The sequence below is a fragment of the Blautia hansenii genome (assembly GCF_013304445.1).
In the GTDB taxonomy this organism is placed as follows: Bacteria; Bacillota; Clostridia; order Lachnospirales; family Lachnospiraceae; genus Blautia.
On the sequence record NZ_JAAITA010000038.1, the window covers coordinates 1 to 13,579 of the forward strand.

General features: G+C 44.0%; 12 protein-coding genes and 1 pseudogene. All 13 read right to left on the reverse strand.

The genetic code is table 11. The annotated features are described in order from the left end of the window. Positions 1–46: 46 nt before the first annotated feature. Complete coding sequence (locus G5A70_RS15815) at positions 47–433, reverse strand: ATP-binding protein (protein WP_319017085.1); 387 nt, start codon at positions 431–433, stop codon at positions 47–49. Between the two features lie 135 nt (positions 434–568). After that, positions 569–1,012: pseudogene (locus G5A70_RS15910) on the reverse strand (magnesium chelatase domain-containing protein); the annotation flags it as partial. A 65-nt stretch (positions 1,013–1,077) separates the two neighbouring features. Further along, positions 1,078–1,380, reverse strand: a complete 303-nt coding sequence (locus G5A70_RS15025) for a helix-turn-helix domain-containing protein (RefSeq protein WP_173750273.1) — start codon at positions 1,378–1,380, stop codon at positions 1,078–1,080. A gap of 184 nt (positions 1,381–1,564) precedes the next feature. Then, positions 1,565–3,046, reverse strand: a complete 1,482-nt coding sequence (locus tag G5A70_RS15030) for a sulfatase (RefSeq protein ID WP_173750274.1) — start codon at positions 3,044–3,046, stop codon at positions 1,565–1,567. Between the two features lie 24 nt (positions 3,047–3,070). Further along, positions 3,071–4,579: a response regulator gene (locus tag G5A70_RS15035; RefSeq protein ID WP_173750275.1), complete on the reverse strand. Its 1,509-nt coding sequence runs from the start codon at positions 4,577–4,579 to the stop codon at positions 3,071–3,073. Next, positions 4,576–6,363: a cache domain-containing sensor histidine kinase gene (locus G5A70_RS15040; protein ID WP_173750276.1), complete on the reverse strand. Its 1,788-nt coding sequence runs from the start codon at positions 6,361–6,363 to the stop codon at positions 4,576–4,578. Before G5A70_RS15040 ends, G5A70_RS15035 begins: the two co-directional genes overlap by 4 nt. A gap of 18 nt (positions 6,364–6,381) precedes the next feature. After that, positions 6,382–7,818 carry a sulfatase-like hydrolase/transferase gene (locus G5A70_RS15045; protein ID WP_173750277.1) on the reverse strand — a complete coding sequence of 479 codons (1,437 nt, stop codon included), beginning with the start codon at positions 7,816–7,818 and terminating at the stop codon, positions 6,382–6,384. A gap of 54 nt (positions 7,819–7,872) precedes the next feature. After that, positions 7,873–8,622, reverse strand: a complete 750-nt coding sequence (locus G5A70_RS15050) for an ABC transporter ATP-binding protein (protein ID WP_173750278.1) — start codon at positions 8,620–8,622, stop codon at positions 7,873–7,875. Between the two features lie 16 nt (positions 8,623–8,638). Continuing rightward, the gene (locus G5A70_RS15055; protein ID WP_173750279.1) at positions 8,639–9,427 is read right to left on the reverse strand and encodes an ABC transporter ATP-binding protein; all 789 of its coding nucleotides are present in this window, start codon (positions 9,425–9,427) and stop codon (positions 8,639–8,641) included. After that, the gene (locus G5A70_RS15060; RefSeq protein WP_173750280.1) at positions 9,403–10,206 is read right to left on the reverse strand and encodes an ABC transporter permease; all 804 of its coding nucleotides are present in this window, start codon (positions 10,204–10,206) and stop codon (positions 9,403–9,405) included. The genes G5A70_RS15055 and G5A70_RS15060 overlap by 25 nt, the downstream gene beginning before the upstream one ends. Further along, entirely contained in the window at positions 10,199–10,993 is a 795-nt protein-coding gene (locus G5A70_RS15065; protein WP_173750281.1) for an ABC transporter permease, read from the reverse strand. Before G5A70_RS15065 ends, G5A70_RS15060 begins: the two co-directional genes overlap by 8 nt. 193 nt (positions 10,994–11,186) lie before the next feature. Further along, the gene (locus G5A70_RS15070; RefSeq protein ID WP_173750282.1) at positions 11,187–12,251 is read right to left on the reverse strand and encodes an ABC transporter substrate-binding protein; all 1,065 of its coding nucleotides are present in this window, start codon (positions 12,249–12,251) and stop codon (positions 11,187–11,189) included. 501 nt (positions 12,252–12,752) lie between these two features. After that, positions 12,753–13,523, reverse strand: coding sequence for a hypothetical protein (locus G5A70_RS15075; protein WP_173750283.1), 771 nt, complete (start codon positions 13,521–13,523; stop codon positions 12,753–12,755). Between the last annotated feature and the right edge of the window lie 56 nt (positions 13,524–13,579).

The following is a 13,579-nucleotide window of genomic DNA, read 5'->3' on the forward strand; positions in this document are numbered from 1 at the left end:
TTACCACACATCATCCATAAAATATATAGCAGTTATTTAATTTACTTTATACTAGTGTTCTTCTTGAGAATTCTGCCAGTTCATCTAAGAATAATACCCCATTATGTGCGAGTGATACTTCTCCTGGCATTGCATTTACACCTCCGCCAATTAAAGAATTCAATGAGGCATTATGATGTGGTGCCCGGAACGGTCGGTTCCTTATTAAACTATGACCTGCCGGCAGTAATCCTGAAATACTATAAATCTTTGTGACCTCCAGACATTCTTCTTCCGTCATTTCTGGAAGAATCGTTGGGATTCTTTGGGCTATCATAGTCTTTCCGCACCCCGGTTCCCCAATCATAAGCATATTATGTCCGCCTGCTGCTGCCAAAAGCGATGCCTCAATAATTTCTTTTTGTCCCTTCACGTCCTTAAAATCAAACATCATATCTTTTCTTTGTGTGTTTTCACAGGATTTTTTAATTCTGTCCTCAAATTTTTCTTTCCCTTCCAAAAAACGAATCACATCCGTTAATTTTGAAAATCCCAAGATTTCAATTCCTTGTACCAATTTTGCCTCTTCCGTATTTACTTCCGGTATAATGACTTTTTTAATCCCTGATTGTTTCGCAGCAAGAATCATCGGAAGAATACCACAGCAAGCTCGTAGACCGCCATCTAGACACAGCTCACCGATGAACGCATACTGATGCAAATCCTTAGCTGCAATATTATTATCTTCCTACAAGACTCCTATTGCCATTGCCAGGTCATAATGAGACCCCCTCTTTTTCACATCTCCTGGCGCCAGACTTATAATTACACGTTTTTTCGGAAATACATATCCGCTTTCATCAATTGCTGACTGTATTCGGTCCGCTGACTCCTTTACTGCTGTATCACCCATCCCGATTATGGAGGTCATAGGCTGGCCATCCAGTATTTTTGTCTCTATGTCTACGTTATGTCCTTCGATTCCTTGTATTGCAAAACTTTTTACCACTGTAGCCATAATCCTCTTCTTCATATCCTTTCTTTTATAATACTATCATCATTGATTATTTCAAACAGCAGCGGGATAATCTCCCACTACTATTTATCCTCCGTTATTCTAATCTCTATATGCTTTTCCAGTGCATTCGCATACTTTTCCAACATAAGCAATGTTGGCACTCTAGAAGCCTTCTCAAATCTAGCTATGTTCGAGGCTCTTACCCCGGTTATATCCGCCATCTCCTGCTGGGTCTTCTTCTGGCGGTATCTCTCTTCTACTAGTATTTTTATAATCTGCTCTGAATCCTTCTGTACCTTTTCCTGAATCGATTCTGCATAGGCTGCCAGGCGTTTCCCCCTTAATTCTTTCTCTTCTTGATAAATTTCAACCGTATTTTCCATTCTAACACCCCATTAAACTTTTTATGATTGTATCATTTATGATATCATTGGTCAATATCATTTCTAGGGTTTATACTTTTTTAATGGGGTCTGACCCCGTTACTATTTTTGTGGCATCTCGTTATTAGCCTATAGTTTGAAGAAGGGTATTTCTGCCTTTCTGAAAAAAATTTGTTATCATTGGTTACAATCCCATCCGGATAAACTGTTCTTCCGGACAGTCGTTTTCGATCATCATTTTTTTCATCAGAGCTGCCATCCGCCTTTCCTCAGCGATATTTTTCAGAGGATGCTCCTCGTCAGGATCTGATTCCAGACAGAACAGCATGGTGGGATAACCGGCCTGGGAAACCTGCTGCCGGCTTTCCAGCTTCAGCACAGGAATACCTTTTGTAAAAGAAAACGGCGAAGCAAGTTTCATGGACTTGAGAATATCATGATTGATAAAAGCTCTTCGTCCCCCGTGGCGGGTGACCATCAGTGTATATTCATATCGGGGCTGGTTATCTGGAAGGGGACTTCTCATATAGACCCATGTTCCGTCTGTGCAGCAGACCTGTCCTCCGAAAATTCCGAACAATCCTCCTTCACGGACGGGAACGTCCTGCTCTATCACAGGGCGAAGCGGTTTTCCCTCCATATCAGGAAACAGAGGCAGGCCAAAGTATTCCAAAAGTGTTGCGGGAAGATCAATGGTCTGTACCAGCTGGCTGGTTCGCACATTCTGTCTCCGGCTTCTGGGATCCCAGATAAAGAGCGGCGTATGGGCAACCTCTCCGTAAAATGGACAGTGACATTTGGCCCATTGCCCGTGTTCTGATAAAAGAAAGCCATGATCCGTATTAACAATCAGCATGGTATCCTTCCAGAGATCGTAAGAATCCATTGCATCTAATATTTTTCCCAGATTTTCATCGCAAAGCTTTAAAACAGCTGCGTACTGATGGCGCAAATGCTGAATCAATTCCGGACTGTCCTCTTCGTTTACAGGACGGTAATCCGGCCAGTCACAGAACGGACCATTGTAGGAATCCGGAAACAGACTGCGGTATTCCGGCTGCGCAAAAAACGGTTCATGGGGATCGAAAGTTTCAATTTGAAGGAACCAGTTGTCCTTGTCGTGATTCTGCTCCAGAAAATCAAGTCCCTTTTGAAATGTTTGACATTGCGGCTGTCTGGAAACATCCTGCATAGCTGTTCGATTGGCAAAATCCTGCATCACCCAGTTGTCTTCCGGCTCTCCGCATACGTTTCTGGTAGGAGAAGGTCCGTCAGAAAAGCCCACCAGAGGCTGCCAGTTATCGCCCTCCTGCCCACGTACACATTCCCAGGTAGTATAGCGCTGATGGTAGGTGGCGCCTCCGTCTTCCCAGTAATGATAGTGATCACTGATCAGATGGGAATGGATTCCTGACTTTTTCAGTGTTTCAGGCATGGAATCATCAAACGGCTCCAGTGGTCCCCAGCTCCGATGAAGAAAATTATATCGTCCTGTATGAAGCTCTCTTCTGGCAGGCATACAGGGCATACTTCCTACCCAATAGTTATCAAAAGTTACAGAATGTTCTGCCAGGCGTGAGAAATTTTCTGTTCTGGTCCATTGACAGCCGTAGGGGCGAAGCAGATGACGGTTCAGAGAATCGTACATTACCATAATTGCCTTCATAAAGATTCTCCTTTTCTAGAAATATCAGCTTCCGCTGCGTCGGTATTCATACGGACTGACGCCGTACTTCTTTTTAAATGTAGTTGAAAAATAGCTGGCATTGTAGTAGCCTACTTGCTGGGCAATGGTCTGTACACGGAGTGCTGTATTTTCCAGAAGCTGCACCGAATGTTGGAGGCGAACGTCGGTCAGATAATTGATAAAGGTCTGTCCGGTTTCGATTTTAAATACTCTGGAAAAATAATCTGGATTTAAGTATACCTGAGCGGCAACCTGCTCTAAACTCAGCTGTTCTGCATAATGAGCATTAATATATTCCACTGCAAGGCAGATATTTTTTGATTTTGGCTGGAGCTCGTCTATAGGAAGGCAGCACTGCTTTGCTGCATCCAGCATAACTTCTTTTGCTGTATCCAGAGTAATGCATTGCTGCAGGCGTAAATGAAGCTCCTCTGCATGATCCAGAACAATACCATTTCCCTTTGCCTCAAATTCCAGCAGATCCAGAGCATCCAGGCACAGCTTGCAAAGAGGATCAACTGTTAAAATTTTCTGGCTGGGAAGAACTTCAAAAAACGTTTTTATCAGCTCGTAGCGCTGTCCTCCCTGAACCTGATGAAGATGCACCCGGAATTTAGTAAACGTGTTTTTCCACAGCTCATTTCTGCGGAACAGTTCCTTTAAGGGATATTGAGGCTCATAGACCCTTTTTTTGCCTGTGTAAAATCCCTCACCCAGAGAGCAGGATGCCTGCCAGACCATAAAGGGGATCTGGCTCATTTCATCTGTAATGGCGCTAATTCCTACCATGCAGTGATTAATGACCTGTACGTGTCTGGCATATTCCGTCAGTTGTCTGGCCTTTTCTGCAATGCTAAGAGTTTTTGGGAAATTTCCTACGATCATATATACTCGATCTGTATAGTCAAATCCGGCAACATGACGAGCTGGACTTTCTTCTGGAAATAGAAGGCCGTTTTCCTCCATATCCTGCTTCCATACAGCCAGGGCGAATAAGCCATTGTTTCTCCAGCGAATTCCACACTGACGAAGCCGTTCCAGATCGTCCTCTCTCAGCTCTCTGGTCTGTCTTAAGATATGGCTGATCACGGATTGTATCTGAGCTACATTTGCCACATCGGGCTCTTCCTGATGATTCTTTCGTTGCAGTTCCCCTGCAATCCGATTTAACAGCTCCTGAAGCAGATCATTCTGCATTTCTGTTTTTAAAAGATATTCAGACGCTCCATCTCGCAGAGCCTGACGAACCAGGCTGAAATCGGAAAAGGCCGTTAATACCACTACCTTTGCCCTGCTTCCCAGAGCTTTTAAAGCATGAAGAAATTCCAGTCCATCCATTACCGGCATTTTAATATCTGTTAAAATCAGGTCTGGTTCGTCTCGATGAAACAGTTCCAGAGCTTCCTGTCCATTGTGTGCTACTCCAGTCAGCTGGCAGGACGGATTTTGAGAAATGCAGAACTGCAGCCACTCACAAATCATTGCTTCGTCATCTACCACTAGAACTTTCATTGTATCTCCTCCTTTTGTTTTATGGCAGGCATCAAAAGGGTTATGGTAGTTCCCATTCCCTGAAAGCTGTCTATAGACATTCCATAATCTTCACCATAGTTTAAACGAATCCGGTTGTGTACGTTAGACATACCAATAGAATGTGCGTCTTTTATTACTGTCTGATGAAGGCTTGCACGTACTTTTTCTAAGGTTTCAGAATCCATCCCGACCCCATCATCGGTAATTGTCAGAAGAAGGTTATTACCCTGAAAAGCTGACTCAATGATGACTGTTCCTGCCTCGCTTTTGGCCTCTAATCCATGGAAAATGGCATTTTCTACCAGTGGCTGGAGAATCAGCGGCGGAACCATGCAGTCCTCTGTGTCTTTCGGCATCTCAATTTCGTAATTAATTTTTTCTCCATAGCGCAGCTTCTGGACTACCAGATATTTTCGTGTTGTCTCCAACTCGTCACTTAAGGGAATGGTTGTATTTTTTACAGCTAAAGTGCTTCTGAGCAAATCAATAAATGCGCTGAGCATTTTGGCTGCCTGTTCATTTTTTCCAACCTCCACTGCACATCGAATAGAAAACAGGGTGTTATACAAAAAATGAGGATTGATCTGTGCCCGGAGAAAGTTGACCTCCAGGGCTCTTTTCTGCTTCTCTCTCTCCTGAATCCGTTCCATCAGGCTGGTAATCTCATCAGCCATATGTTTAAAGCTTTCCTGAAGATGGTCAATCTCCTGAGTCCCTCTTGCCACACAGGGCGGCGTGAAATCCGGACTGCCAAACTTGTCCATAGCATCGCTCAGAGCTGTCAGAGGAGTGGAAATACGTCTGGAAATATAAACAGATACAGCAACCGCAAGAATCAAACCAGTTATCAGAATGCTCCCTATAATCCAGTAAGTATCGTTTAATGCCCCTAGAATGATTTTGGTTGGACTTTCCTCTACAATGGTCCACCCTGTTTTCTGATCCAGGTGGGTAGACAGCACATAACTCTTTCCCAGCTTTTGGATGATATTGGAATTTTCTGTGCCATAGGTCTTCTGCATATAATTCACATCAATAAACTGCTTTCCCAGCATTTTTTTATTGGAATGAGAGACAATAAATCCATTTTGATCATACAGATAAACCTGTCCACCCTGTTCCTGGACAGATCCATACAAATCCTCCAGCTGCTTTTCATCAATTAAAATCAACAGTACATGTTTCTCATCTCCGCTGCCTAAAAGCCGTCCTGCTGCAAACTGATATGTACGTTCGCCTTTTTTATATGCAGAAAAGGTACGGGAAAAATGAACCTCTCCTTCACTGCCCTCAGACATTGCTGTCAGCAGATTTTTATACCAGGGCTGGTATACCCAGGTATCCGTATCGATCTCTCCAGAATTGTAAAAAAAGCCATTTTCTCCCCAAATGACCACCTCATGACCAATTGGGCCAATAATTTCATCGTAAATCTTTTTCTGAGAATCTAGGTACTCCCAGGCTTTTTTATGTTCCCTTTCAGAGAGCGGTTTGTTCAGAAAGTCATGGCTGATAATTTCATGGGTATACAAATTCGATAACGTTGTACTGCTGGTTTTGATCAGGTTGGCTCTCTCTCCTATCTGTCTGAGCACAGCGATTCGGTTGCTTCCAATCTGTTTGATCAGCAGATCTCGTATCGATCCGCTGACAAGAAGGGAAACGGCAATAAAAAAGAGAGTGAATACAAAGCAATAGGCTCCAAAAAGCTGAGTACGTAGTTTCTTGGTACATACAGAAATTTTTTCAAACCATTTGTTCATCGTATTCACTCCCAGATGTTATTTCATTCGGTATGGTGCAAAGTTTGGATTTTCTTTAATATAGTCATCACAGCTATGACCAGAAACTCCCTTTCCCCATAAACCGGCTAGTCCGGTCTGCCCGGAACCAAATACCGCTTCCTTTGCTCCGTCGATTTCCGGATTGACGTATTTGGAAAACCAGGTTTCCAGACGGAGACGCATTTCCTGCTCCAGCTCTTCAAAGCCTCCGCTCATCAGGAGATTGTTTGTTTCTCCTGGATCCGTTTTCAGATCGTAGAGTTCATTAGGACCATAGGGATACCGTGCTACATATTTAAAACGGCGGCCTCGAATCATACGGTTTGGGCCGTATTCATCCATTACCACGACTTCCTCATGCTGGTTAAAAGCTTCGCCTCTTAAGGCCGGGGCAAAGGACATGCCAGGGCGGTTTCCATGATCAGAAGCTTTTAAATCCAGATAGTCCAGGAGAGTCGGCATAAAATCGTATGCAGAAACCAGCGCATCGCAAACAGCTCCTGCCGGAATATGTCCCGGATGACGGACAATAAACGGAACCTTTACGGATTCCTCATACATATTTAAGGGGAAGGTGGCGTTGCCTTTTCCCCAGAAGCCATGGTGGCCGCAGGAGAAGCCATTGTCTGCCGTAAATACAACCAGAGTATCCTCTGCGATTCCCATATCTTCCAATTTTTCCATAATTTTTCCAATGCCAGCGTCCATAGCAGTTACAGCTGCAAAATAGCCGATAAGATTGCCACGTTCATCCTTGGCCACTTCGTCTGTCAGATAAATACTGTCTGGATGTCTGGGAAGATGGGGAACAGACTCAAAAGGACAGTCCTTATAAAGATCCGTATATTCCTTTGGATGATTGTTCAGCCATGGAGCATGGGGAGCCGTATAGGCCACATGAAGATAAAAGGGCTGTTCCTGCTCCCTTCTTGTATCCAGAAATTCCAGGGCATCCTCTGTAATGGCCTCAGTCACATACCGCTCCTCCCGGTACAGAACTCCATCCTTGTACATAGGAGCGCCGTAATAAGGACCGCCGCCGGATTTATGACTGAACCAATGGGTAAATCCCTGCTGTACCTTTCCTGCTGCTCCCATATGCCATTTTCCGGACAGAGCGCAGCAATATCCATTTTCTGCCAGTGCTTTGGTATAGGAATACTGTCCTGCCAGATACTCCAGGGCAGACTGTTTTTCATCATCATCTCGAAGCCAGTCATGAACACCATGCTGAGAGGGAATCGTTCCAGTCAAAAGACTTGCCCGGGCCGGTGAACAGACGGGAGATGTACAGAAAAAATTTTCAAAGCGCATTCCCTCCTGAGCCAGGCGATCGATATTGGGAGAAATAATTTCCTCGTTGCCGCTGCAGCCCAATGACCAGTAGCCCTGGTCATCGGAAATAATAAAAACAATATTTGGCTGTTTTTTCATTGGAACACCTCCTGATTATAGCAGTATGTCTGTCTGGTGTAAAGTTTTATTCCATTACCACCATTTAATCAGATCTGTTACTTCGTTACGAAGTTTTACGAAATCCGGGCTGGCAATGTCTCTTGGGCGAGGCAAATTGTTGTCAATATCGCATTTAATACTGGTAGGCTTGTTGGTCAGCACCAGGATCCGCTCGCCCATGTAAACAGCCTCTTCAATGTTATGAGTAATGAAAAGAACGGTGGTACCAGTTCTCTGCCATAAGCTGATCAGCTCGTCTTCCAGATGATAGCGAAGCTGGATATCCAGCTGACCATAGGGCTCGTCCATCAGCAGTAAATCCGGCTGGGTTGCGAATGCTCTTGCAATTACAACACGCTGAAGCATACTGGCAGACAGCTGATCTGGATAGTATTTGCGGTATTTGGTCAATCCCACAATGTCCAGATATTCATTTACAAGAGCTTTTGCCTTTTCTTTTTCCACACCCTTAATATCCAGACCAAAACCAACATTTTCTTCTACAGTCAGCCAGGGCATAGTAGAATATTCCTGGAAAATATAGGCAATGTTATGTTTCTTTAAATCTACAGGTTCCCCGTCCAGTAAAATTTCGCCGGCCGTAGGCTGGTAGAGCTTTGTCAGGCTATTTAAAAACGTTGTTTTTCCGCATCCCGTAGGACCTACAATGCATAAAAATTCTCCGGAACGCACATCAAAGGAAATATCATTTAAAACAAGAAGATCTCCGAATTTTTTGGTCAGATTTCGCACCTGTACCTTTGGCATTTTATTATCCTGCATGGTATTCTCTCCTCTCTTACAGCGTCAGATCCATATTATCGGTAATTAACTGGCGCAGACGCAAAAATTCAGGATCCACATAATCACGAGGATGGGGCATATTGATGACATACTCCTTCTTAATATGGGTTGGACAGTTTGTCAGCAATATAATGCGGTCTGCTAAGAACAGCGCCTCTTCAATATTGTTGGTAACAAATATAACAGTTCGTTTTTCCTTTTGCCAAATCCTCTGAAGTTCTTCCTCCATCATATAACGGGTCTGGGCATCCAGATGACCAAATGGCTCATCCATCAGCATAATATCCGGCTGATTGGCATAAGCCCGGGCAATTCCTACGCGCTGGCGCATACCACCGGAAAGCTGACTGGGATAACTTTTTTCAAATCCAGTAAGTCCGACTAATTCCAGATATTTCTTGACTCTGGAATTTTTCTCTTCAGCTGGAAGATGGCGTACCTTTGGTCCAAAGCCAACGTTTTCTTCGACAGTCATCCATGGGAAAAGAGAGGTCTTCTGGTAAACAACCCCCCGCTCAGGAGCAGGTCCGGTTACTTTTTTTCCTCGGGTATATACTTCGCCCTCTGTCGGCATATCCAGACCGGCTAAAATATTCAGAAGAGTTGTTTTTCCGCACTGTCCGGCCCCAAACAGTACCAGAAATTCATTTTCATGCACTTCAAAATTCATTCCGCGGAGGACCTCATTGCGTCCGCTTCCATCATAGCTTTCAAAACTGCGTCCTACATTCCGGCATTCCAGCACGGCAGCTCCTGTTTTTACATTCCCTTCTGCTCGTTCCATGCGCACAGTCTCCTTTCTAATGCACTGGTTAAATTCGCCAGTATAAAGCCTACGATACCAATTGCGACGATACCAACCATGATCTGTACCGTATTTCCGGTATTCATTCCACGTACAATCATCCATCCAACACCTTCATTGGACTGAATCATCTCTGCGCCTACTACTGCGCTCCATCCAGCGGTTACAGCAATCTGAAGACCTGCGAAAATATAAGGAACAGAGGACGGAAGCACAATTTCGAAGAATACCTGGCGTTCGTTGGCTCCCAGCATACGGGCTGCTCCGATTAATTCCGGATCCACATTTTTTGCACCGTCATAGGTGTTTACCGTAATGAAACAGAAGCATCCTAAAAAAATAATGAAGAATTTTCCGGTATCGCCAAGCCCAAACCACAAGATGGACAGGGGAATCCATGCCAGAGGCGGAATCGGACGGATAAATTCAAAAATAGGTTTAAAAATAGCTTCAAAGGTTCTGGAATATCCCATTCCTACACCAAGGGCAATGCCTGCAATCGTGGCAAAGAAAAAAGCAACGGCCACCCGGTACAGACTGACCCCTACATGCGCCAGCATGGTGCGTTTACCAATCGGTTCTACAAAGCTTCTGAAAAACGCTGCAAGAACCTGACTTGCCGGAGGAAGAAACATGGATGCGCCGGTAAATCTGGCAGCCAGCTCCCAAACAATAAGCAGAGATACCAGAGAAATAATAGTGTAGATTACAATCAACTGTTTATTTGAAAAACGGCTATTTGTTGTAGAATCAATCATGCTGTCTTCCCCTCCTTACAAAACGTTTCTGCAGTCTTTCCAGAACGGTATTTAAAAGCAGTCCTACAAATCCAATGGTCAGCATACCAACGATAATGACATCTGGGCGTCCCAGCATACGGGCCATCTGAATCATATATCCCAGTCCGCTTGTAGCTGCAAGCATTTCAGCGGCTACCAGTGCAACCCATGCAGAGCCCAGAGCCAGACGAAGACCGGTAAAAATCATAGGGAGAGCTGTGGGGATTGCCACCTTAAACAAAAGCTGACGATTGGTTGCCCCAAAGGTTTTTCCAACCCACAGGTGGACCTGACTGGTACGGCGGATTCCGGTATAAGAGTTTACGGTCGCACTGATAAAGGCAGCAAAGAAAATGATGCCGACCTTAGATGCGTAACCGATACCCAGCCATAAAATCATCAAAGGAATCCATGCAAGTGCTGGAACAGGACGGATAATATCAAACAGAGGCTTTGCAAACAGCTCAAAGCGGCGGCTCCATGCCATTCCGATTCCCAAGGGAACTCCGATTAAGACACCTACTACATAACCGCCCAAGGCGATTTTCAGACTGGACCAGATGTTTTCGAACAGTGACGAACCATCAGGTACTGTACCTCCAGTCAGCTTATACCAAAGCGTATTTAAAATTTTTGTCGGGCTTGGAAGCATAACAGGGCTTACCAGATGGAATACATCAGTAACCAGCTGCCAGACCAGAAGCACAAACAAAAATGAGCATACGGAAATCAACTGAAACTTATATTTTTGAAATAACTCCTTCATTCGCTTTTCACACCTTTCCACACATAAAGCCTATTTCTAAGGAAAACGGCCTGCAGCAAACCTTGTCGCAGGCCATTCTTTGCAGGTTGCCTTTTTCTGACTGAATCCACATAAGGCGGACGCCTAAAGCTTCTTATCCGCTGTAAGCGGGCAAGAAGATGCAAGGCTGAACTGTTACGATTTAATGGATTGTTTACTGGTAATCCTTTACAAAATCAGTAATTATATTGGTGTTGAATTTTTCGGTTGCACTTGCTTCCAGCTGTCCCTGCTCTACATAGAATTCGCCTAATTCCTTTGCGAAGTTTCCAAGCTCGCGGCCCTTCCACTCATCCTTGGTCAGCCAGTTTACACGATTCAGGTCTGCTACACAGTTTTCCTTGCTGGTTTCAATACCTGCATCCTGCAGAAATTCTACCAGCAAATCTGCTGCCATGTCCGGATCCTTTTCCAGGGCTTCACAGGCCTCTAATGCACAGTTGATATAGCCCTGCATTACATCAGATTTGCCATCCAGTGACTTTCTGTTTCCTACAATCATATCTACATAACGAGTACCCATATCGGCCAGGTTAGCAACCTGTACCATGCCGTCGTTTTTTGCATCAAAGAAGGTAGGAACATTCAAGGAAGCAGCATCGCCCTGTCCGGCCTGCAGTGCCTGATAAGCCTGTACGGTGTCCATGTTTACAATATTGACATCTGTCGGCTCCATTCCCAGCTTTTCCAGCCATTTTAAAACGGTAAAGTGCTGAGCAGTTCCTACTGGAGTTAAAATGGTAATGCCTGAAACGGATTCCGGGCTTCCAAGCACAGTGGGAAAGGATGGATTAAAACCAGTGTCCTGTGCTACAGGACAGTCCGGAGAAACAAATACGCCCTGTCCATCGGTAGATTCCAGAACTTCACCGATAATCAGCTCATCATAGTTTGCCATGCCGGTTACTGCGGCTGCACCCATCTGCCCTACATCCCATAAGTCTGCAGCCAGGGCTTCATTCATAGGAGCCCCGGTATCAAACATGGTAACTTCCATTTTAAAGCCTGCTTTTTCATCCAGTCCGTTTTTCTGGATATAATATGTGGGAAGGCTGGTAATGGTTGGCATTGCTGCTACACGCAGAGTCGGGAGTTCACTGTTTCCCCCTGCTGCATTTGAAGCATTGCTTCCACTTCCACCAGAATTTCCTCCGCATCCTGCAAGGGATACCATTGCTGCTGACGCCAGTAAAAGAGCTACTCCTTTTTTCAACTTCATAATCACGTTCCTCCTTAAAATTCTGCAGCCATTCTGCACTTGTTTTGTTGTCTTTATTATAACAAGAGGGCCTTTTTTTGTGTTTTAGATCTTTTTACTTTTCTTTATTGCCGGAAGGGTGAATTTTTTATTTTTTACTTTTTATTCATTATTCCGACATTTTTAACCGTTTTTTTGTCTTAAATACATAAGCAAAACAACAAAGTTTTGTGCATTATTTTGTTTTAAATTGCTTTATTTTATTGGTGCTTTATTAATAATGGTGCGATTATTCGTTTTTTATAGCAGATACTATGTAATATGCATAAAAGAGGAACGTGTTTTTCTTTTCCGCAGGGGGATTTCTTTGGAGCGCTTTCCTGTCATAGAAATTTCCTGTGACATAAAAACAGAGGGGTATCAAAAAATACCGCCTCTGTGAATGATGCTTTTTATTTGATTTACTTTTTTAGAACGCTTTGGCTCATCAAGCTTCCGTCAGGAAGCTGATCAGTATTCCACTCATCCAGCATATCTCATACCGTCAAATACATCCTCTGCAATAACACCATTTATAAGCTGAGGATATTGGTTTACCTCAATCTCTGCATAGAAAAGAGTTCCATCTGCATCCTTAAACAGCAGATAGCTGATTCCGTCTGTAGCATAGGGATACAGGACGGCACCCTTTGAAACGATCTGATTTTTGCCGGACGGCTTTTCGTCCTTTCCGCAAAGCTCCAGCTCAAAATCCTGTTTTAACTGAAAGCGCAGAGGATCGGATATGAGGAAATCCTGTTCTGACTGAGGCACTCCTGCTACATTTGCGTGATAATCCTTGCATCCAAAACAGGTGCTGAGTGTACTCAGGCGGGACGACAGCATCATATGCTCCGGATTTGTAAGGGTGTAATTGAGTGTTCTGTGAGCCGAACGATAGGAGTTCTCCAGATTGGTTTCCAGCTCTTCATAATTCTGTTCCAGGCAGAACGGAGCGAAATTATCTAAAGAAGCAGGGGTAACATCGGAATTTGTTATTTTATATATCAGTAAAACGCTGTAATCATTCTCATGGCTGGTGAACAGATACAGATAACAGCTTCCGTCTGTATTTTTTACAAAAAACGGTTCACAGTTGCCATAGCTTCGAAAATTGAAATTACACTCCATGCTGCCAGACTGTATTGTCAGGGTATATTCTTCTGGATATTCATCTTCCCGTCCGGTATAAGTGATATTGATATCTAGTGTATTGACATATTTATATTTAACACAATTATTCTTTTGCTTCATGCCGTTTCATGATATACTAAAAAGAAACGGCGGTGATTCATTATGGCAAGACCTAA

Coding starts and splice junctions, on each gene's coding strand:
- G5A70_RS15070 (WP_173750282.1), bottom strand. CDS start 12,251: ATGAAGTTGAAAAAAGGAGTAGCTCTTTTACTGGCGTCAGCAGCAATG.
- G5A70_RS15055 (WP_173750279.1), bottom strand. CDS start 9,427: ATGGAACGAGCAGAAGGGAATGTAAAAACAGGAGCTGCCGTGCTGGAA.
- G5A70_RS15025 (WP_173750273.1), bottom strand. CDS start 1,380: ATGGAAAATACGGTTGAAATTTATCAAGAAGAGAAAGAATTAAGGGGG.
- G5A70_RS15045 (WP_173750277.1), bottom strand. CDS start 7,818: ATGAAAAAACAGCCAAATATTGTTTTTATTATTTCCGATGACCAGGGC.
- G5A70_RS15050 (WP_173750278.1), bottom strand. CDS start 8,622: ATGCAGGATAATAAAATGCCAAAGGTACAGGTGCGAAATCTGACCAAA.
- G5A70_RS15075 (WP_173750283.1), bottom strand. CDS start 13,523: ATGAAGCAAAAGAATAATTGTGTTAAATATAAATATGTCAATACACTA.
- G5A70_RS15035 (WP_173750275.1), bottom strand. CDS start 4,579: ATGAAAGTTCTAGTGGTAGATGACGAAGCAATGATTTGTGAGTGGCTG.
- G5A70_RS15040 (WP_173750276.1), bottom strand. CDS start 6,363: ATGAACAAATGGTTTGAAAAAATTTCTGTATGTACCAAGAAACTACGT.
- G5A70_RS15060 (WP_173750280.1), bottom strand. CDS start 10,206: ATGATTGATTCTACAACAAATAGCCGTTTTTCAAATAAACAGTTGATT.
- G5A70_RS15065 (WP_173750281.1), bottom strand. CDS start 10,993: ATGAAGGAGTTATTTCAAAAATATAAGTTTCAGTTGATTTCCGTATGC.
- G5A70_RS15030 (WP_173750274.1), bottom strand. CDS start 3,046: ATGAAGGCAATTATGGTAATGTACGATTCTCTGAACCGTCATCTGCTT.
- G5A70_RS15815 (WP_319017085.1), bottom strand. CDS start 433: ATGATGTTTGATTTTAAGGACGTGAAGGGACAAAAAGAAATTATTGAG.